Raw genomic sequence first — 20,426 nt, forward strand, 5'->3', positions numbered from 1 at the left:
CGGCGCACGCCGCCGGCGCACCGGCGGCGCTGGCTGGCCGCCGGGGTGGCCCTGGCCGTGGGCGGCGCCGTGCTGGCCGCGGTCGGGGCCGCCGGGACGGCGCCGACGGTGATCCTCGCCGGCCTGGCCCTCGGCGAGCTGGGGCTGGTCTTCGCCACCCCGACCCTGGTCGGTCTGCTCGCCCGCCTCGGGCGCTCGCTGCCGCTGGCCCCCCGGATCGCGCTGCGGGACGCCAGCCGCAACCGGTCCTCCACCGCCCCGGCGATCTCCGCCGTGATGGCGGCGGTGGCCGGCAGCGTCGCCATCGGCGTGTACCTGGCCAGCGACCAGAGCCGGACGAGCGCGATCTACCAACCGACCCTGCCGTCCGGCACCGTGCTGGTGACCTGGTACGGCCCGGACGGTCCACCGCCCCTGGCCTCGATCGCCGGGGCGGCGCGCGCCCATCTGGGCGCCCGCACGGTGGCGCCGCTGGTGGAGGCCGGGTGTGGCACCGCCGAGAAGTCCTGCGCGGTCTCGCCGGTGCTGCCGCCCGAGCGCGCCTGCCCGTGGACGCCGGGCGACCGGCTGAGCCCCGCGGAGCAGCGGCAAGCCCGCGCGGACGCCCGCTGCCGGATCGGCCCGGAGGACCGCCTCGGCCTGTACTTCCAGGTGGTGGTGGACGACGGGACGGCGCTGCCGGCGCTCACCGGGGCGGACCCCGCCGACGTCGCCGCCGCGACGGCGGTGCTGCGGGCCGGCGGCGTGGTGGTGACCAACCCGCGCTACGTGGTGGACGGACGGGTCGACGTCGCGGTGACCCGCTCCGGGCAGTCGTCGCCCGAGGCCCCGGCCGTCACGACCGTCGCCGGCCACCCGCTGCGCACCGGGCTCGGCGTGAACCGGCTGCTGCTCTCCCGGCCGGCGGCCGAGCGGCTCGGCCTGACCGTCCAGCCGCTCGGCTGGGCGATCACCGCCGACGGCGTGCCCGACGAGCACCGGGAGGAGCGGTTCCTCGCCACCGTACGCCCGACCGGGGCGCAGGTGGAGATCGAGCGGGGCGAACCGGTGAACCCCCAACGGCCGCTGCTGCTCCTGCTGGCCGCCGCGGCCGGGGTGATCACGGTGGGCGCCGCGGGCATCGCCACCGGCCTGGCCGCCGCCGAGGGCCGCGCGGACCTCTCCACCCTGGCCGCGGTCGGCGCCGGCCCTGGGCTGCGCCGGTTGCTGTCGCTCTGCCAGTCGGGAGTCATCGCCGTGCTGGGATCGGCGCTCGGCATCGTCGCCGGCCTCGGCTCGGCCCTGATCATCCTGACCGCCGTCAACCGCCGCTACGCCGGGCTCTGGCCGGTCGCGGAGCCGTACCCGGTGGTGGTCCCGTGGGCCACGCTCGGCGTCCTGGTGGTGGTGCCGCTGGTCGCGATGCTCGGCGCGGGGCTGTTCACCCGGTCCCGGCTGCCGGTCGAGCGACGTCTCGACTGACGGGCCGCGAGCGGGCACACTGGTGCCGTGCCCGTACTGGGAGCCCTCACCCGCCGGGTCGGCCACCACCGCTGGTTCGGCGCCGCCGTCCGGCTGCTCGTCCCCGCCGACCGGCTCGTCGGGCGGCTCACCAGGGGCCGGGTGGTCGCGCTCGGGCTCGTCCCGTCGCTCGTCATCACCACCACCGGCCGCCGCTCCGGCAAGCCCCGCAGCAACCCGCTGCTCTACGTGCCCGACGGCGGCGCGTACGTGGTGGTCGGTTCCAACTTCGGCCAGGCCCACCAGCCCGGCTGGGCGATGAACCTGCGCGCCGATCCCACCGCCGAGGTCGCGGTCGCGGGCCGCCGGGTGCCGGTGCGCGCGGAGGTCGCCGCCGGCGCCGAACGGGACCGGCTCTGGAAGCTGCTGGTGACCGAGTGGCCCGCCTACCGGACGTACGCGCGGCGCGCCGGCGGCCGCGAGATCCTCGTCTTCCGGCTGGTGCCCGCCGGGCGCGGCGCGCCGGGCGGGCCGACCGCCCGCGAATAGGGTGGTGCGGTGACCGGCGCCGACGGCGAACTGCACCCGGACGATCCACGGTGGGCGGTGGCCGGACGCGTAGCCGACGCCGTCCGCCGGCGCTTCCCGGCCGACGTGCTCGCCGTCGCGGTGCACGGCCCGCTGGCCCATGGCGACGACGACGGCGGCGGGGACGGCGAGGTCGGGCTGCTGGTGGTCACGTACCGGTCCGGGGGCGGGCCGCCCCCGTCCACCCGGCGGGTCGACGGCGTACTGGTCGACCTGACCGTGGCCGGCGCCGACGACTACCTGCGCCAGGCCCGGATGATCTCGCCGCTCTGGCCGCTCACCGCCGACCGGTACGTCAGCACCAGGGCGCTGCACGACCCGACCGGCTGGCTGCGCACGCTCCGCGACGAGCACCTGGGCCGGCTGGCCCGGGCCCGGCCGGCCGAGTTCAGCACGGCGGCCCGGCGGGCCTGGTACCGGGGCGGCGCGGCGCACGCTCGGGCGGCCCGGCTCGCCGAGTGGTACGAGACCGACCAGGCGCTGCTGATGCTCGGCGAGGCACGGCTGGCGGCGGCCACGGTCACCGGCCTGCTCAGCCGCACCTACTTCCGGGACCCGGGCGACGCGGTGCGCCGGACGGGCCTGGCGGGCGCGGACATGACCGAGGTGGGCGCCGTCCTGACCCGTCAGTCGGACGAGCTGGCGGCGCGGGGCCGCCCCGTCGACGGCACGGTCGACGACCTCCTCGACGGCTGACCTTCCCCGCCCCGGGCCGGAGCGCCGGGCCCGCGCCCGGCGGGCGACCGGACGCGCCGGGCCCGGACGCCGCGCTCAGCCCAGGCCGCCCTGGACGCCGATCAGCGTGCCGACGAGATAGGTGGCGCCGGCAGCCGCCGCGCCCAGCAGGAGCTGGCGCAGGCCGCCGGACCACCAGGCCCGGGCGGTGAACCGGGCGACCACCGCCCCGGCCGCGAAGAGCCCGAGCCCGCCGACGGCGAGCGCCAGCCACAGGCTCGTCGCGCCGAACAGGTAGCTCAGCAGCGGCACCAGCGCCCCGACCGAGAAGAACAGGAAGGACGAGAGCGCCGCCGCCCAGGGGCTGGGCCGATCGTCGGGGTCGACGCCGAGCTCCTCCCGGACGTGCACCCGCAGCGCCTCCTCCGGGTTGCGCCGGACGGCCTGGGCGACCTCCGTCGCGAGGTCGCGCGGCAGGCCACGGGCCATCCACGCCTCGGCCAGCTCGCGCGCCTCGGCCTCGGGGTGCCGCTCCAGCTCGCGGCGCTCCTTCGCCACCTCCGCCGCGACCTGCTCGTTGGCGGAACGGACGCTGGTGTACTCCCCCAGCCCCATCGAGATGGCGCCGGCCACCAGGCCGGCCACGCCGGTGAGCACGACGCTGCGGGGCGACACGCCGCCGCCCCCCACGCCGGCGATCAGGGCGATGTTGGTGACCAGGCCGTCCATCGCGCCGAACACGGCGGGGCGCAGCCAGCCGCCGGAGACGTCCGCGTGGTGCGCCTCACGCAGCGCCGCCGGGCGGTCGGTCACGGGAGGGTGAGGATCTCGTGGCCGTCCTCGGTCACCACGATGGTGTGCTCGAACTGGGCCGTCCACCGGCGGTCCTTGGTGACCACGGTCCAGCCGTCGTCCCACATGTCGTACTCGTGGGTGCCGAGGGTGATCATCGGCTCGACGGTGAACGTCATGCCCGGCTCCATCACGTCGGTGGGGCGGGGGCTGTCGTAGTGCGGCACGTAGAGCCCGCTGTGGAACGCCTCGCCGATGCCGTGGCCGGTGAAGTCGCGTACGACGCCGTAGCCGAAGCGCTTCGCGTACGACTCGATGACGCGGCCGATGACGTTGATCTGGCGGCCGGGGGCGATCGCGCGGATGCCGCGCATCATCGCCTCGTGGGTCCGCTCGACCAGCAGTCGGGCCTCCTCGCTGACCTCCCCTACGCAGAACGTGGCGTCCGTGTCGCCGTGCACCCCGTCCAGGTACGCCGTGACGTCGACGTTGATGATGTCGCCGTCGGCGAGCACGGTGGAGTCGGGGATGCCGTGGCAGATCACCTCGTTGAGGCTGGTGCAGCAGGACTTGGGGAAGCCCCGGTAGCCAAGCGTCGACGGGTAGGCGCCGTGGTCGCAGAGGAACTCGTGCACCACCCGGTCGATCTCGTCGGTGCTCACACCGGGCTTGCAGTGCTCGCCGGCGAGCTGCGTGGCCTGCGCGGCCAGCCGACCGGCGACCCGCATCTTCTCGATGCTCTCCGGGGTCTGCACGTGCGAGCCCTGCCACGGCTCGGGACGCTTCTTGCCCACGTACTCCGGGCGGACGATGTGGGTGGGCACGGGCCGCAGCGGGGAGAGCGTGCCTGGGGTCAGCGGCGCACGGACGGTCATGGCCCAAGCCTATCGCCGCGCGGGCGGTGACCTCCGCCACCGCCCGCCGGTACCGGTTGTTGCCGTGCCGGTCCCGCTGTGCAATTGTGGCTTCCGTGGATCAAGGGGGTGGTGTGTCTCCCGTCTTCTCCGCCAGCGCGGAGATCGACGACGGTCACCTCCACGTCCTGATCACGGGCGAGGTCGACATGGCCACCGCCGACACCATGTTCCAGGCCGTCCTGCGGGAGCCGGCCGAGCGGGTGACGCTGGACCTGCGGGCGGTCACCTTCTTCGACTCGGCGGCGATCCACGCCGTGGTCCGGCTGGCCCAGCAGTTCCCCGGCGCGCTCACCGTGCTTCCGTCGCGGCAGGTCCACCGGGTGCTGGACATCTCCGGCCTGGGCGACCAGGCCTGGCTCCGCCCGGCCTGAGCCCCGCGCCCGGGGGCGGTGGCCCCGGCGCCGGGCCGTGGCGGGCTCAGTCCGCCAGCCGCCGGCGCAGCGTGACCTCGGTCCCCTCGGCCGTACGGCGCACCGACAGCTCCCCCAGCGCCTCGATCAGCGACAGCCCGCGCCCCCGGAAGCCCGACCCGGTCGACTCGCGCCACCGGCCACTGTCCCGCACGGTGGCGACGACCGTGCGGTCGACGATGGTCACCTCGACGCCGATCGTCGGCTCGGCCGGCTCCACCGGGTGCTCGATGGCGTTGGCGGCGGCCTCGGAGACGGCGACCGTCAGGTCGAACAGGTCCGTCTCGGTGACCCGGTGCGCGACGAGGAAGTCCTCCAGCCGCTTGCGCAGGACGCTGAGCCGGGTGGGGTCGGCCGGCAGCCGCAGCGCGAACCGGTTGAGTTCCGTCGCCTCCAGGGCGAGCACCGCGACGTCGTCGCGCAGCGGCCGCCCGGCGACCCGCCGCACCACGGAGTCGATCAGATCGGTGACGTGCTCGCCGGGCGCGGCCGCGTCGTGCCGCAGCGTGGTCAGGGCGGCGTCGATGCCGAGCTGCCGGTCCTCGATCAGCCCGTCGGTGTAGAGCAGCAGCCGGCTGCCCGGGGCCAGCTCCCCCTCCACGGTCCGGTAGGCGGTGCCGGGGATCGCCCCGACCGGCGGCCCGAGCGCCCGGTCGTGCAGGAACGCCACGTCGTCTCCTCGGATCAGCAGGGGGGACGGGTGACCGGCGCTCGCGTACCGCAGCCGGCCGGTGCGCGGGCTGAACCAGAGGCAGACCACGGTCGCGAAGGAGCGCCCCTCGCCCTCGCCCGTGCCGACGAGCCGGTTGAGCCGGCTCAGCGACTCCCCCGGGTCGAAGCCCTCCAGTACGTACGCCCGCAGCGCGTTGCGGAGCTGGCCCATGGCGGCGGCCGCGGGGACGCCCTTGCCGACCACGTCGCCGATCGCCAGCACCAGCTCGTCGTCGCCCAGCGCGATGACGTCGTACCAGTCCCCGCCGACCTCCACCTCGGCGCTGCCCGGCAGGTAGCGGCTGGCGACCACGGCGCCCGGCAGCTGCGGCAGCGAGCGGGGCAGCAGGCTGTGCTGCAACGTGGTGGCGATGCGGTGCTCGGCCTCGTAGAGCTGGGCGTTCTCCAGCCGCACCCCGACCAGCCGGGCGAGCTGGGTGAGCGCGGCCTCGTCGGTGCGGGTCCCGTCGCCGTCCGGGCGCCAGACCCGCAGCTCGCCGAGGCGCTCGCCGCCGGTGCCGGTCAGCGGCTGCACGAACGACGGCTCGATGGAGGCCAGGCCGCCGCCGTCGGCCTCGAAGCGCATCCCGGTGGCCGAGACCACCACCCGGGCGGCCTCGGCCAGGCTCAGGGCGTGCCGGGCGGCGACCTGGAGCACCTCGGCCGTGGAGCGGGCCGTGTTGACGGCCACCGCCGCGTCGGCCAGGGCCCGCAGCCCGCGGATGATCTGGCCACGGAGCTGACCCAGCTCGACGTTGGCCCGGACGCGGGCGATCAGCTCCTGGCCGGAGAAGGGCTTGGTGAGGTAGTCGTCGGCACCGACCGCGAGCCCGGCGACCGCCTCGGCGGAGCCGGCCCGGGCGGAGAGCAGCACGATCGGCACGTGCCGGGTACGCGGGTCCGCGCGCAGCGCCGCGACCAGTCCGAACCCGTCCAGCCGGGGCATCATCACGTCGGTCAGCACCAGGTCGAACGAGCCGTCGACGGCCAGCCGCAGCGCCTCCACCCCGTCGGCGACCGTGACCACCTGCCAGGACGGGGAGAGCAGCCGGCTGACGTGTTCGCGCAGGTCGGCGTTGTCGTCGGCGACCAGGATCCGGCCGGCGGCGCCGCCGGACCGGGTCGGCGCGGGCCCCTCGGCCGGCTCGACGGCGCCGGTCCAGAGCGCCGTCTCCGCCACGAAGAGATCGGCCTGCGTCAGCTCGGCCGGCTCCGGGCGGCCCGTGTCGGCGACGACCCGCTCGGCCGGCAGGTGCCCGGTGCCGAACGGCACGGTCACCGTGAACGTGCTGCCCTCGTCGACGCGGCTGCGTACGGCCACCGTGCCGCCGTGCATCTCGACCAGCTCGCGGACCAGGGCCAGGCCGATGCCGGTGCCCTCGTGGGTGCGCGAGCGCACCCCGGGCACCCGGTGGAAGCGTTCGAAGATCTGCGGCAGCTCCTCCGGCACGATGCCGACGCCGGTGTCGGTGACCTCCAGCCGGGCGACCCCGTCGACGGCCCGGATCCGCACCCGGATCTCGCCGTCGAAGGTGAACTTCACCGCGTTGGAGACCAGGTTGAGCACCACCTTCTCCCACATGTCCCGGTCCACGTGGACCGGGCCCGGCAGCGGCGGGCAGTCCACCACCAGGCGCAGCCCGGCCCGCTGGGTGGCCGAGCGGAACGTACTGGCCAGCCGGGAGGTGTAGTCGGCGAGGTCGGTGGCCTGGTAGCGGGCGGCCAGCCGGCCGGACTCCAGCCGGGAGAAGTCGAGCACCGTGTTGACCAGTTTGAGCAGCCGCCGCGCGTTGCGGTGCATGGCGTTGAGCCGGTCGGTGTAGGCCTCGGGCAGCGCCGGGTCGGCGAGCAGGTCCTCCAGCGGGCCGAGCACCAGCGTCAGCGGCGTGCGGAACTCGTGGCTGACGTTGGCGAAGAAGTTGGTCTTGGCCCGGTCGAGGGCGGCTAGCTCGGCGGCGCGGGCGCGCTGCTGCTCGTACGCCCGCTGCCGGCCCACGGCCCGGGAGATCTGCGCGGCGACCAGGTCGAAGAAGTCGTGGTACTCGTCGGTGAACGCCTGCCGCCGGGCGACGCCCACCGTCAGCGTGCCGACGGTCTCGTTCGCGGCGGTGATCGGCAGCACCAGTGCCTGCTCCGTCGCCTCGGCCGGGGCCTCGGCGAGCAGTTCCGTCACGGCGACGGTGCCGGCGGTGCCGGTGCCGACGACCTCGGCGAGGCGGGCCGGCGAGGCCACGGTGACCGCCGCGGGGTCGACACCGCTGCACCCGGTCATCGCGAGCGCGCCGTCGTCGTCGGGCAGGTGCACCAGCGCGAACGGCACGTCCGGGCGGTACCGGTCCAGCACCGCCGCGGCGGTCCGGCCGAGTTCGGCCCGGCCGTCCACCTCGGCCAGTTCGCTGCCCAGCTCCGTCAGCAGGCGCAGCCGGCGCTCCCCGACCACCCGGCCCGTGGTCTCGTTGACGATGCAGTAGATGCCCTCGACGTCGCCGCCGGGGCCCAGCACCGGGTCGTAGGAGACGTCGAAGTAGGTCTCCTCCAGGAAGCCGTGACGGTCCAGCGGGAACGGGTGGTCCTGCGCGCGGTACGACCGGCCGTCCCGCCGCACGCCCTCCAGCAGCGGCCCGAGCACCCCCCAGGTCTCCACCCAGTACTCCCGGGCCGGGCGGCCCAGCACGTCCGGATGCTTGCCGCCGATGGTGGGACGGTAGGCGTCGTTGTAGAAGGCGAACTCGTCCTCGCCCCAGAACATGACGATCTGGGCGCTGGAGGCGAGCATCATGCCGAGCGCCGAGCAGAGCGCCGCGGGCCAGCGATCGGGGGTGCCGAGCGGGTGGGCGGACCAGTCGTGGCGGCCCAGCATCTCGCCCATCTGCCCGCCGCCGGCGAAGGCGGCGGCCAGCAGCGGAGGGAGTTCCACGTCCCGGACACGGTCGGACGGGGAGCTCGCGTCCACGTCCCCCTGTGCCGAGTTCATGCTGCCTCCCGCTCCGGCCGTCACCGCCTCGGCCCGGTGATCGAACCGTGTCCCGCTTCGTACCCCGACGGTCCAGCGACGTAACGCATACTGCCCGGCCGGCGCTGGTTATGTGCACCCGGCCCGGCCGTCGGCGCCGCGACCGGCGCGCGGATCGCCGGCGCGGCCCTCGTCCGCGGGGCTGACCAGCGCGGACGCTCGGTCCCGTGTACGGGACCATACCGGCGCCGGCCGGACGGCGCCGCGCCGCCGACGGTGATGTGCGACACCCGCCGGACGCGACGGAAGTGCCGTCACCCGCGCCGGGGAGCGGGTCCGCCGCCCCGGGCGGCCCGGACCAGCGCGGCGATCGGCCGGGGGTCCGGCTCGTTCTCCGGGTGCCACTGCACGCCGAGCAGGAAGCGCCGGCGCGGGTCCTCGACCGCCTCGGCCACCCCGTCGTCGGACCAGCCGGTCACCGTCAGCCGGCCCGGATCGGCCACCGCCTGGTGGTGGTAGGAGTTGACCCGCCGCACGCCGGCCATCACGGTCGCGGCCAGGCTGCCCGGGGCGAAGCGCACCCCGTGCCCGCCGTAGACGCCGGGGGCGGGGCGGTGCCGGTCGTGGCCCACCACGTCCGGCAGGTGCTGGTGCAGCGTGCCGCCCGCGGCGACCGCGAGCAGCTGCATTCCCCGGCAGACCCCGAGCACCGGCAGGTCGGTGTCGAGCGCGGCGGAGAGCAGCGTCAGCTCGCCCGCGTCGCGCCCGGGCCGGCTCTCGGTGCGCGGCGCCGGCGGCTGACCGTACCGGGCCGGGTCGACGTCCGCGCCGCCGGCCAGGAGCAGCCCGTCCAGCACCCGCAGCACGTCCGCGTCGCGGTCGTCCGGCGGCAGCACCACCGCCCGGCCACCGGCCGCGGTGACCGCCCGCACGTACGCCTGCGGCACCAGCACCGCCGGCACGTCCCGCCAGACCGCCCAGCCGGCCGGTTCGACGTACGCGGTGACCCCGATGACCGGGCGGCTCACAGCGGAGTGACGTAGGCGCCGGTGATGCCGCCGTCCACCACGAACTGCGCGGCGGTCATGAAGGACGAGTCGTCGCTGGCCAGGAACGCCACCGCGGCGGCGATCTCCGCCGGATCGCCGAACCGCCCCATCGGCACGTGCACCAGCCGGCGGGCGGCCCGCTCCGGGTCGGCGGCGAAGAGTTCCAGCAGCAGCGGGGTGGCGACCGGGCCCGGGCAGAGCGCGTTGACCCGGATGCCCTCCCGGGCGAACTGCACGCCCAGCTCGCGGGTCATCGCCAGCACCCCGCCCTTGCTCGCCGTGTACGCGATCTGCGAGGTGGCCGCACCCATCAGGGCCACGAAGGAGGCGGTGTTGATGATCGAGCCCCGGCCCTGCCGGCGCATGTGCGGGATGACGTGCTTGCAGCAGAGGTAGACGCTGGTGGTGTTGACCCGCAGCACCCGCTCCCAGGCGTCCAGCCCCGTCTCCAGGATGGAGTCGTCCTCCGGCGGGGAGATGCCGGCGTTGTTGAACGCGACGTCGATCCGGCCGTGCCGCTCGGCCACCCCGTCGAAGAGTGCCCGCACGGCCGCCTCGTCGGCGACGTCGGTGGCCACGAACTCGCCCCCGACCTCGTCCGCGGCCCGCCCGCCGGCCTCAGCGTCGATGTCCACGCAGACCACCCGCGCCCCCTCGGCGGCGAACCGCCGCACCGTGGCCAGCCCGATCCCGCTGCCCGCTCCGGTGACCACCGCCACCCGGTCCGCAAGACGATCCCGCACCTGAATCACTCCTCCGTCGAGATGAACACGTTCTTGACGTCGGTGAAGGCGTGCAGCGCGTCCGGACCCAGCTCGCGGCCCAGCCCGGAGCGCTTCATGCCGCCGAACGGCGTCCAGTACCGCACCGAGGAGTGCGAGTTGACGCTCAGGTTGCCCGCCTCCACGCCCCGCGCCACCCGCACCGCCCGGCCCACGTCCCTGGTCCAGATCGAGCCGGAGAGCCCGTACTCGGTGTCGTTGGCGAGCCGGATCGCGTCGGCCTCGTCGTCGAACGGCAGCACCGAGACGACCGGGCCGAAGATCTCCTCGCGCCAGTGCCGGTCCGCGGGCGAGTCGGCGAGCAGCACCGTCGGGGCGTACCAGAAGCCGGGCCCGTCGGGGCGGGAGCCGGTGAACGCCACCTTCGCCCCGTCGACGTACCCGGCAACCCGGTCCCGCCGGGCGGCGGAGATCAGCGGGCCCATCTCGGCGCCCTCCCGGGACGGGTCCTCCACCCGCAGCGCGCGCACCGCCGGTTCGAGCAGTTCCAGGAAGCGGTCGTACACCGATCGCTGGACCAGGATCCGCGACCGGGCGCAGCAGTCCTGGCCGGCGTTGTCGAAGACGGCGTACGGCGCGGTGGCCGCCGCCCGCTCCAGGTCGGCGTCGGCGAAGACCAGGTTGGCGCTCTTGCCGCCCAGTTCCAGGGTCAGCCGCTTCACCTGCGCGGCGCAGCCCGCCATGATCCGGGCGCCGACCTCGGTGGAGCCGGTGAAGCAGACCTTGCGGACGGCGGGATGGGTGACGAACCGCTCCCCGACCACCGAACCGGCGCCCGGGAGTACGGTGAAAACGTCGTCGGGCAGCCCCGCCTCGCGGGCCAGCTCGGCCAGGCGCAGCGCCGTCAGCGGGGTCAGCTCGGCGGGCTTGAGCAGCACGGTGTTGCCGGCCGCGAGCGCCGGCGCGAAGGCCCAGGCGGCGATCGGCATCGGAAAGTTCCACGGCACGATCACCCCGACCACGCCGAGCGGTTCGTGGAACGTCACGTCCAGCCCGCCCGACACCGGGATCTGCCGCCCCGTCAGCCGCTCCGGCGCGCCCGCGTAGTAGTCGAGGACGTCCCGGACGTTGCCCGCCTCCCACCGCGCGTTGCCGATCGTGTGCCCGCTGTTGCGCACCTCCAGCCGGGCCAGCTCCTCCAGGTGCGCGTCGACCACGGCCGCGAACCGCCGCAGCACCCGGGCCCGCTCCCCCGGCGCGACCTCCCGCCACCGCGCGAACGCCGCGTGCGCCCGCCCGATCGCCGCGTCGGTCTCCTCGACCGACGTCGGCTCCACCCAGCCGAGGGCCTCCCCGGTCGACGGATCGACCACCTCAGTCACGCGCCCCACCCCTCTCCCCGCGATCCCGGTCGTCGCCCCGGCGTGCCGCCCACCCCGGCGCGGACGCCGCCGGCCGGACCACGCGGCGCGGGTCAGAGCCGCTCGAAGCCACGGAACAGCTCCCAGTCCGTGACCGCGGCGTCGTAGGCCGCCACCTCGACCCGCGCCTGGTTGGCGTAGTGCGCGGCCACCTCGTCGCCGAACGCCTCGACGGCCAGCGCCGAGCCCTCCCAGAGGGTCAGGGCGTCGCGGAGGGTCGCCGGCACCCGCTCGGCGTCCGGGTCGTCGTAGGCGTTGCCGGTGCACTCCTCGCCCAGCTCCAGCTCCCGCTCGATGCCGTGCACCGCCCCGGCGACCAGTGCGGCGATCGCCAGGTACGGGTTCACGTCCGCCCCCGGCACCCGGTTCTCCACCCGCATGCCCTGCCCGTGCCCGACCAGCCGCAGCGCGCAGGTGCGGTTGTCGGTGCCCCAGCGCAGCGCGGTGGGCGCGAACGACCCGGGCTGGTAGCGCTTGTACGAGTTGATGTTCGGGGCGAACAGGAGGCTGAACTCGCGCATGGTGGCGAGCAGCCCGGCCAGCACCCGCTGCCCCGTCGTCGACAGGTGCGCCGGCCCGTCGCCGAGCATCGCCGAGCGGCCGTCGGCGTCGCGCAGCGAGAAGTGGATGTGGCAGGAGTTGCCCTCCCGCGCGTTCGGCTTGGCCATGAAGGTGATCGACATGCCCTCCTGGGCGGCGATCTCCTTCGCCCCGTTCTTGTAGATCACGTGATGGTCGGCGCAGGCCACCGCCTCGTCGTAGCGGAAGGCGATCTCGTGCTGGCCGAGGTTGCACTCCCCCTTCGCGCTCTCCGGCGTCAGCCCCGCCCCGGCCATCTCCCGGCGGATGCGGCGCAGCAGCGGCTCCACCCGGGCGGTACCCAGCAGCGAGTAGTCCACGTTGTACTGGTTGGCCGGGGTCAGGTCCCGGTAGCCGCGCCGCCACGCGTCCTCGTACGAGTCGCGGAAGAGCACGAACTCCAGCTCGGTCCCGGCGTACGCGGTCAGCCCGTGGGCGGCCAGCCGGTCGAGCTGACGGCGCAGGATCTGCCGGGGCGAGGCGACCACCGGGGAGCCGTCCAGCCAGGCCAGGTCGGCCAGGAGCAGCGCGCTGCCCGGCTGCCAGGGCACCCGGTGCAGGGTGTCGAGGTCCGGCACCATGGCGAAGTCGCCGTAGCCGCGCTCCCAGCTCGACATCGCGTACCCGTCGACGGTGTTCATGTCGACGTCCACGGCGAGCAGGTAGTTGCACCCCTCGCTGCCGTTGGCGACCACCTGGTCCAGGAAGAAGGGCGCGTGGAACCGCTTGCCCTGCAACCGGCCCTGCATGTCGACCAGGGCCAGCACCACGGTGTCGATCTCGCCCTCCGTGACGGCGACCCGCAGCTGTTCCAACGTGAGCGGAGCTTTCCTCATCGGCGGGCCTCCATCACCAAGGTCTACTGGCTAACCGGTCGACCGTCAATGCCCTGCCCGGCGCCCCGGCAACCACCCCGGGCGGCGCCGATCCGGGCGGGCGCGCCGCCCGATGGGCGGCCCGACCGGCGGTCCCGGGGCCGCGAGACCGCGCGGCCCACCGGCCCGCCGTTCCCGGCGACGGCCCGGCGGCCGGACAAATTGCGTTGCCGTGCCGCCCCCGGGCGCCGCATGCTTGAGCCCGTGACCAGGCCCGATCGCGACGGGCCACCGTCGGGCGCTCGGACCGCCCGGCATCGCGGCGGCGCGGGGCACGTCACCTCTCTCTCACCGTACGGCGCCGCGCCGTACCCGACGCCCGCCCCGCGCCGTCGCCCGCAACCGTCATGGTCACTACACCTGGCCCCGGCACCTGCCCCTCCGTACCGCGCTGCCCCGCCTCGTACCGCCCGGCACCGGCTCACGCGAGCAGCAGGCCCGCCACCCAGAGCCCGGCGACGAGCAGACCGGCGAGGAACTCGACCAGCATGGAGAGGCCGGCCGCCGCCACCGCCTGCTTCGTCGCCGGCCAGGCCAGCCGGGAGTCGCCCAGCCGCAGCCGTTCCGCCGCCCACACCCCGCCGACGAAGCCGAGCACCAACCCGATCAACGGGATCACGAAGAAGCCGACCAGCCCCAGCAGGCCGCCGGCGAGCAGCGACGAGGTGGGCACCCCGGTGCGTTTCAGGTTCCGCCCGGGCCAGGCGTACTTGACCACGGTGCCGCCGGCGGCGACCACGGTGGCGGCGGCGAGCACCGCCCAGCGGCCGGGCCCGGCGCCGCCGAAGACCGCCCAGACCAGCACCCCGCCCCAGCACAGCGGCAGCGCGGGCAGGCCCGGCACCACCACCCCGGCGAGCCCGGCGAGGATCGCCAGCCCGGCGATCACGCCGACCGCCGCCTCGCTGTCCGTCACGCTCATGCCGTCGCCTCCCGCCCCCCGCCGCGCAGCCGGGCGGTGATCTCCGCGGCCGGGGCGGGCGGGCCGAAGAACCGCCCCTGCCCGGTGTCGCAGCGCAGCGCGCGCAGCCGCTCGGCCTGCGCCCCGGTCTCCACCGCCTCGGCGGTGACCCAGAGCTCCAGCGCGTGCGCGAGCCGGACCAGCGCGTCGACGATCCGCTCGTCGCGGTGGTCGGCCACCGCCTCGGCGCTCGCGCCCCGGATGCCCTCGACGAACGGCCCGGCCAGCTTCAGGCAGTGGATCGGCAGCCGGCGCAGGTACGCCAGGTTGGAGTAGCCGGTGCCGAAGTCGTCGATCGCCAGTCGTACGCCCAGCGCGGCCAGCCGGTGCAGCGACCGCAGCGGCTCCCCGGCGGTGCCCATCACCGCGCTCTCGGTCAGCTCCAGTTGCAGCAGGTCCGCCGGGAGGCCGGTGCAGGCGAGCGCGTCGGCGACGGTGTCCACGATCCGCGGGTCCTCGGCCTGCCGGGCGGCCAGGTTGACGCTGACCACCAGCCGGGCCCGGGGGAACTCGGCGCGCCACGCCTCCGCGTCGCGGCAGGCCTGCCGCAGCACCCACTCGCCGAGGCGGACGATGAGCCCGGTCTCCTCGGCCAGCCCGATGAACCGGTCCGGCCCGATCAGCCCCAGCTCCGGGTGCTGCCATCTGACCAGCGCCTCCACCGCCAGCATCGAGCCCTCCAGCAGGGACACGATCGGCTGGTAGTGCAGCACGAACTCGCCCCGCTCCAGCGCCGCCGGCAGGCCGGCGGTCAGTGCGGAACGGGCGATGTCCCGGGCGCCGCGTTCCGGGTCGTAGACCGCCCACCGGCCCCGGCCCTCCGCCTTGGCCCAGTAGAGCGTGGTGTCGGCGGCCTTCATCAGCTCGGAGGCGCTCGTCCCGCCGACCGGGCACTCGACGATGCCGACGCTCGCCGAGACCGCGAGCTGGTGCTCGCCGATGCGGACCGGGGCGGAGACCGCGGCCAGGGCCGCCTCGGCGACCCCCACCACGTCGTCGATGCCGGCGCCGTCGTCGACGAGGATGACGAACTCGTCCCCGCCCATGCGGGCCACCAGGTTGCCGCGTGCCGCGACGCACCGGGCCAGCCGCCGGGCGATCACCACGAGCAGCCGGTCGCCGAGGTCGTGGCCGAGGCTGTCGTTGACGGCCTTGAAGCCGTCCAGGTCGAGGAAGCAGACCCCGACCCGGTGGTTCCCGGCGGCGCGGTCGACGACCCGGGCCAGCGTCTCGAAGAACAGGGTCCGGTTGGGCAGGCCGGTGAGCGGGTCGTGCTGCGCCTGGAAGCGCAGCCGCTGCTGGAGTTCGTACCGTTCCGTGATGTCCTCGATCATCGCGACGGTGAACCGGGGCCGGCCGTCGTCGTGGCGGATCAGCGAGACGGAGAGGTCGGTCCAGACCACGCTGCCGTCCTTGCGGTAGTAGCGCTTCTCCACCCGGACGCTGTCGTGCTTTCCCTCGATCAGCGCCTGGTAGAGCTCCCACATCCCGGCCGCGTCGTCGGGGTGGAACAGCGCGGCCACGTTGATCTGCCGCAGTTCCTCGATGGAGTAGCCGAGCATGTCCGCGAACGCCTGGTTGGCGTCGATGATCCGGCCGTCGACGGCCGCGATGCCGATGCCCGTCGCCGCCCCGACGAAGACCGCCCGGAACCGGGCCTCGCTGTCCCGCAGCGCCTGCTCCACCTCGTCGCGCGCCTGCCAGGCCGAGCGGGCGATCCGCTCCTGCTGGGCGAACGTGCGGTCGCGCAGGGCGCGGCCGAAGCCGGCGGCGAGCGCGCCCTGCAACGCCGCGACCCGGCGCGCCGTCTCGTCCCGCTGCGCCCGGCCGGGCAGCACCCGGGCGAGGAACCGGTCGCCGAGCGCCCGCACCGACCAGTCGAGCACCCGCGGCTCGGTCAGGTGCTCCTCGACCAGCGCCCGCCCGACCTCCTCCGCCGGCAGCGGCGAGAACGGCTCGGCGAGCAGCGCCTGGGCCAGCCGGACGGTGTGCAGGTGCAGCAGCCGCTCGGTCTCGGCCGCGCTGAGCGGCACGAAACCGAGTCGGCGCACCGCCCGGGCCCAGTCGGCCGCGTACCGCTGGGCGCCCGACCGGCAGAGGTCGTCGCCGCCGGGGTCCGCGTCGGCGGCCATCGGATCAGGCGGTCGGCTGGTCGTACCGGGCGACGCCGCCGAAGGCGCCGAACCGCTCCGGGTGGTCGTCCACGTCGGAGGGCGAGTCGGGGCGCCACAGCGGCATGTGCACCACGCCCGGCTCCAGCAGCGTCCAGTCGCCGAAGAAGCCGGTGACCTCGGCCCGGGAGCGCAGGGTGATCTCGGTGTCGGTGCGCGACGAGAGGCGCTGCGCGTCGAGCATCTCCTGCGGCTGGTCCTCGAACGTGGAGTGCGAGACGACCAGGTAGCTGCCCGGAACCACGGCGGAGCGCAGCGTGGCCAGCACGTCGCCGGGGCGGTCGGCGTCGGGGATGAAGTGCACCACGCCGGCGAGCAGGATGCCCATCGGCCGGCCGAAGTCGAGCAGGCCCAGCTCACGCGCCCCGGCCAGGATCCGCTCCGGCTCGCGCAGGTCGGCGTGGATCACCCCGGTCAGCTCGTTGCCGGCGAGCAGCTCCCGGCTGTGCGCCACCGCCACCGGGTCGATGTCGACGTAGACCACCCGGGCCTTGGGGTTGGCGTCCTGGGCGACCTCGTGCACGTTGCCGACGGTCGGGATGCCGGAGCCGATGTCGAGGAACTGGTCGATGCCCGCGTCGAGCAGCGTGCGCACGGCCCGGCGCAGGAACTCACGGCCGGCGCGCATCGTGGCCGCCAGGTTGGGGGTCATGCCGGCGATCTGTTCGGCGAGCTGCCGGTCGATCTCGAAGTTGTGCGCCCCGCCGAGGAAGTAGTCGTACACCCGGGCCGCGCTCGGCCGGGAGAGGTCGATCTCGGCGGGAAGTCCGTCCGGCATCTGCACTGCTGCACCCCTGTGTCGTCGCCGCCGTGCGGGAGGTGGCCGGTGTCGGGGTGCGTGCGGGGGCACGCGGGGCACCGGCCGACCCGCGGGTCGTGTGGTGCTGACCACTCTAGGCCGCGAACTCCCGGCTCCGGGAGATCCCATGACCCACTTCGTCGGCACTTCCGGAGACCGTCACGCAACGGACACCGAGCGCGAACCGGACGACCGGCGGCGTCCGGTGCCCGCCGCGACACGGGATGCGGCGCCCAGCCCGGCCGGTCGGACGCGAACGCGCTCCTCGACCAGCCGGTCGGCGCACGGCTCGCGCCGGCCGGCGCCCGCGCCCGGTAACGCCTCGGCGCCGGTCAGGCGGCTTCGAGCAGCAGCGAGATGCCCTGGCCGACGCCGACGCACATGGTGGCGAGGGCCCGCCGGCCGCCCCGGCGCCGCAGCTCCAGCGCGGCCGTCAGCGCCAGCCGGGCGCCGCTGGCGCCGAGCGGGTGCCCGAGCGCGATCGCCCCGCCGTTCGGGTTGACGTGCTCGGCGTCGGCCGGGAGCCCCAGCTCGCGCAGCACCGCCACGGACTGCGCGGCGAACGCCTCGTTCAACTCGACCACGTCGATCGCGTCCAGGCCGAGGCCGAGGCGGTCGAGCAGCTTCCGGGTGGCCGGCACCGGGCCGACGCCCATCACGCGCGGCGGCACGCCGGCCGCGGCGGCCCCGGCGACGCGGGCCAGCGGGGTCAGGTCGTACCGGGCCACCGCCGCCTCGGAGGCGACCAGCAGCGCCACCGCGCCGTCGTTGACGCCGGAGGAGTTGCCGGCGGTGACGGTGCCGCCCTCGCGGAACGGGGTGGGCAGCGCCGCCAGCTTCTCCAGCGAGGTCTCCCGGGGGTGCTCGTCGGCCTCGACCAGCTTCGTCTCGCGCCGCCCCGCCGGCACGGTCACCGGCACGATCTCCTCGGCGAACCGGCCGTCGGCCTGCGCCTTCGCCGCGCGCTGCTGCGAGCGGTACGCGAACTCGTCCTGCTCGGCGCGGCCGACGCCGTACTCGGCGGCGACGTTCTCCGCGGTCTCCGGCATGGAGTCGATGCCCCAGTGCTGCTTCAGCAGCGGGTTGACCAGCCGCCAGCCGATGGTGGTGTCGTAGACCTCGGCGGTGCGGGAGTAGGGAGTCGTCGCCTTCGGCATCACGAACGGGGCGCGGCTCATGCTCTCCACCCCGCCGGCCACCACCAGGTCGGCCTCGCCGGCCACGACGGAGCGGGCCGCGCCGGCGAGCGCGTCCAGGCCGGAGCCGCAGAGCCGGTTGACGGTGCTGCCGGGCACCTCCTCGGGCAGCCCGCCGAGCAGCGCCGCCATCCGGGCCACGTTGCGGTTGTCCTCGCCGGCCTGGTTGGCGCAGCCCAGGATCACGTCGTCCACCCGCGCCCAGTCCACGGACGGGTGCCGGGCGACCAGCTCACGGATCACGTGCGCGGCCAGGTCGTCGGGGCGGACGCCGGCGAGCGCGCCGCCGTACCGGCCGATCGGGGTGCGGACACCGGCCACCAGGTATGCCACGGTCATCGCGCGATCCTTCGGGGGTGGGAAGGGGCGGGGAGCGGGCGGCCCGGGTCCCGGGACGCCCCGCCGCCAGGATATCCGCGCGCCCGCCGGATAGGTTGGCGGCATGGCCCGGGCCCAGTTCAGCGCAGAGACCAGCGGCGGCGGCGAGTTCGTCCGCCAGCCCAACCGGTTCACCGGCCGGGTGACGCCGGAGTCCGACTCCCCGCCCGGCGGCGGGCCGGACGCGCGGGGCCGGTGGCCGCTGGAGCCGGGCCGGTACCGGCTGATCTGGTGCCGGGCGTGCCCCTGGGCGCACCGGGCCCGGATCGTGCGCGGGCTGCTCGGCCTGGAGGACGCGATCTCCCTCGGCACCGTCGACCCGATCCGCGACGAACGGGGCTGGCGGTTCGGCCTCGACCCCGACGGGTTCGACCCGGTGCTCGGCGTCGGCTTCCTCTCCGAGGCGTACCTGGCCACCGACCCCGACTACACCGGGCGGGTCACCGTGCCCGCGCTGGTCGACACGCGCACCGGCCGGGTCGTCACCAACGACTACCCGCAGCTCACCCTGGACCTCTCCACCGAGTGGCGCGGCCTGCACGGGCCGGGCGCGCCGGACCTCTACCCGGTCGAGCTGCGGCCGGAGCTGGACGCCCTGATGGCGGAGATCCACCGGGACGTGAACAACGGCGTCTACCGGTGCGGCTTCGCCACCTCGCAGGCCGCGTACGACGAGGCCTTCGGGGCACTCTTCGCCCGGCTCGACGCGCTGTCGCAGCGGCTGGCGGGCCGGCGCTACCTGATGGGCGACGCGATCACCGAGGCCGACGTGCGGCTCTTCACCACCCTGGTCCGCTTCGACGTGGCGTACCACGGGCACTTCAAGTGCAACCGGCAGAAGCTCACCGAGCTGCCGGTGCTCTGGGCGTACGCGCGGGACCTGTTCCAGACGCCGGGCTTCGGCGAGACCGTCGACTTCGACCACATCAAGCGGCACTACTACGGCACCCACCCGGCGATCAACCCGACGGGGATCGTCCCGGCGGGCCCCGACACCTCCGGCTGGACCACCCCGCACGGGCGTGGCTGAGCCGCACCGGGCCCGGCCGACCAGCACCCCGCGCCGGGTCGCCGCCGCGTCGGCCGCCGCCTGCGTCGTCGTGGGGGCGGTCGCGGTGACCGTCGCCGTGGTCGCCGGTCCCGGCCCGGGGCTTACCGGGTACGTCAGCGAGGCGGGCGTCACCGACAGCGGGTACGCCCCGGCGTACCGGATCGGGGTCTTCGCCCTGGCCGCCGGGGTGCTGCTGCTCGCCGTGGCGCTGCCCCCGATGCTGCGGGTGGCGGCGGCGCTGCTCGCCGCCGGGAGCCTCCTCGCGCTGGTCTCGGGGGCGGTAACGTGCAGCGCGGGTTGCCCGCTGCCGCCGTTCGAACGGGCCACCACGGCGGACCTGGTGCACGGCGGGGCGAGCATCCTCACGGTGGCCGCGGTGGTCTTCGCGATGCTGGCGGTCGCCCTCTCGCCCCGGGCCGGGCGGTCGCTGCGCCGGCTGGCCGCCGGGGCGGTCTCGGTGGCGCTGCCGCTGGCGGGGGCGACCGCCGTGGCCATGGTCACGGTCGGCCGCGGCGCGCTGATCGCGGTCCTGGAGCGGGCGCTGCTGCTGGTGGCCGTCCTCTGGGGCGCGGCCACCGCCATCGCCATCGCCCTGCGCCGCCGGTGAGGCGGGCGCCCCGCCGGGGCCCGCGGCGGGAAGCTCCACCCCCGCCCGCCGGCGTGTAAGGAGCGTCACCGGCACAGGTCCTTCCGCCGCATCGACGGGCGGGGCTAGCCTCGGCGGGCGATGACCAACGT

General features: G+C 75.4%; 16 protein-coding genes and 1 pseudogene. 6 read left to right on the forward strand and 11 right to left on the reverse strand.

The features are described 5' to 3' along the window. The 3 genes and pseudogenes from V6V16_RS14235 to V6V16_RS14245 all read left to right on the forward strand — a co-directional run. Positions 1-1,461: pseudogene (locus tag V6V16_RS14235) on the forward strand (ABC transporter permease); the annotation flags it as partial. Positions 1,462-1,488: 27 nt separating this feature from the next. Beyond that, the gene (locus V6V16_RS14240) at positions 1,489-1,989 is read left to right on the forward strand and encodes a nitroreductase/quinone reductase family protein (protein WP_334562495.1); all 501 of its coding nucleotides are present in this window, start codon (positions 1,489-1,491) and stop codon (positions 1,987-1,989) included. A 9-nt stretch (positions 1,990-1,998) separates the two neighbouring features. Beyond that, positions 1,999-2,724: a nucleotidyltransferase domain-containing protein gene (locus V6V16_RS14245; RefSeq protein ID WP_334562496.1), complete on the forward strand. Its 726-nt coding sequence runs from the start codon at positions 1,999-2,001 to the stop codon at positions 2,722-2,724. A gap of 75 nt (positions 2,725-2,799) precedes the next feature. On the opposite strand, the gene V6V16_RS14250 is transcribed toward V6V16_RS14245, so the two are convergent. Further along, a complete protein-coding gene (locus V6V16_RS14250; protein WP_334562497.1) occupies positions 2,800-3,516 on the reverse strand; it encodes a VIT1/CCC1 transporter family protein in 717 nt (238 codons plus the stop codon). Next, positions 3,513-4,370, reverse strand: coding sequence for a type I methionyl aminopeptidase (gene map, locus V6V16_RS14255; protein WP_334562498.1), 858 nt, complete (start codon positions 4,368-4,370; stop codon positions 3,513-3,515). Before map ends, V6V16_RS14250 begins: the two co-directional genes overlap by 4 nt. Positions 4,371-4,483: 113 nt before the next feature. Here map and V6V16_RS14260 point away from each other — a divergent pair, with 113 nt between their 5' ends. After that, positions 4,484-4,783: an STAS domain-containing protein gene (locus V6V16_RS14260; protein ID WP_334562499.1), complete on the forward strand. Its 300-nt coding sequence runs from the start codon at positions 4,484-4,486 to the stop codon at positions 4,781-4,783. A gap of 46 nt (positions 4,784-4,829) precedes the next feature. Here V6V16_RS14260 and V6V16_RS14265 read toward each other — a convergent pair whose 3' ends face one another. From V6V16_RS14265 to pcaF, 9 genes are all read right to left on the reverse strand, one after another. Next, positions 4,830-8,507 carry a SpoIIE family protein phosphatase gene (locus V6V16_RS14265; protein ID WP_442934085.1) on the reverse strand — a complete coding sequence of 1,226 codons (3,678 nt, stop codon included), beginning with the start codon at positions 8,505-8,507 and terminating at the stop codon, positions 4,830-4,832. 293 nt (positions 8,508-8,800) lie between these two features. Then, positions 8,801-9,514 carry a gamma-glutamyl-gamma-aminobutyrate hydrolase family protein gene (locus V6V16_RS14270; RefSeq protein ID WP_334562500.1) on the reverse strand — a complete coding sequence of 238 codons (714 nt, stop codon included), beginning with the start codon at positions 9,512-9,514 and terminating at the stop codon, positions 8,801-8,803. Further along, the gene (locus V6V16_RS14275) at positions 9,511-10,278 is read right to left on the reverse strand and encodes a 3-oxoacyl-ACP reductase (protein WP_334562501.1); all 768 of its coding nucleotides are present in this window, start codon (positions 10,276-10,278) and stop codon (positions 9,511-9,513) included. Before V6V16_RS14275 ends, V6V16_RS14270 begins: the two co-directional genes overlap by 4 nt. Positions 10,279-10,283: 5 nt before the next feature. After that, positions 10,284-11,639 carry an aldehyde dehydrogenase family protein gene (locus tag V6V16_RS14280; protein WP_334562502.1) on the reverse strand — a complete coding sequence of 452 codons (1,356 nt, stop codon included), beginning with the start codon at positions 11,637-11,639 and terminating at the stop codon, positions 10,284-10,286. Between the two features lie 92 nt (positions 11,640-11,731). Further along, the gene (locus V6V16_RS14285) at positions 11,732-13,093 is read right to left on the reverse strand and encodes a glutamine synthetase family protein (RefSeq protein ID WP_334562503.1); all 1,362 of its coding nucleotides are present in this window, start codon (positions 13,091-13,093) and stop codon (positions 11,732-11,734) included. A 460-nt stretch (positions 13,094-13,553) separates the two neighbouring features. After that, on the reverse strand, positions 13,554-14,054 hold the full coding sequence (locus V6V16_RS14290) for a DUF456 domain-containing protein (protein WP_334562504.1): 501 nt from the start codon (positions 14,052-14,054) through the stop codon (positions 13,554-13,556). Next, positions 14,051-16,225, reverse strand: a complete 2,175-nt coding sequence (locus V6V16_RS14295) for a putative bifunctional diguanylate cyclase/phosphodiesterase (protein ID WP_334562505.1) — start codon at positions 16,223-16,225, stop codon at positions 14,051-14,053. Before V6V16_RS14295 ends, V6V16_RS14290 begins: the two co-directional genes overlap by 4 nt. Before the next feature lie 4 nt (positions 16,226-16,229). Beyond that, entirely contained in the window at positions 16,230-17,048 is an 819-nt protein-coding gene (locus V6V16_RS14300) for an SAM-dependent methyltransferase (RefSeq protein WP_334562506.1), read from the reverse strand. A gap of 347 nt (positions 17,049-17,395) precedes the next feature. Beyond that, positions 17,396-18,598: a 3-oxoadipyl-CoA thiolase gene (gene pcaF, locus V6V16_RS14305; protein ID WP_334562507.1), complete on the reverse strand. Its 1,203-nt coding sequence runs from the start codon at positions 18,596-18,598 to the stop codon at positions 17,396-17,398. 103 nt (positions 18,599-18,701) lie between these two features. Here pcaF and V6V16_RS14310 point away from each other — a divergent pair, with 103 nt between their 5' ends. After that, positions 18,702-19,667, forward strand: coding sequence for a glutathione S-transferase family protein (locus V6V16_RS14310; RefSeq protein WP_442934086.1), 966 nt, complete (start codon positions 18,702-18,704; stop codon positions 19,665-19,667). Further along, the gene (locus V6V16_RS14315; protein ID WP_334562508.1) at positions 19,660-20,295 is read left to right on the forward strand and encodes a DUF998 domain-containing protein; all 636 of its coding nucleotides are present in this window, start codon (positions 19,660-19,662) and stop codon (positions 20,293-20,295) included. The genes V6V16_RS14310 and V6V16_RS14315 overlap by 8 nt, the downstream gene beginning before the upstream one ends. Positions 20,296-20,426: the final 131 nt, after the last annotated feature.

The sequence above is a fragment of the Micromonospora sp. CPCC 205561 genome, from assembly GCF_036906775.1.
In the GTDB taxonomy this organism is placed as follows: Bacteria; Actinomycetota; Actinomycetes; order Mycobacteriales; family Micromonosporaceae; genus Micromonospora.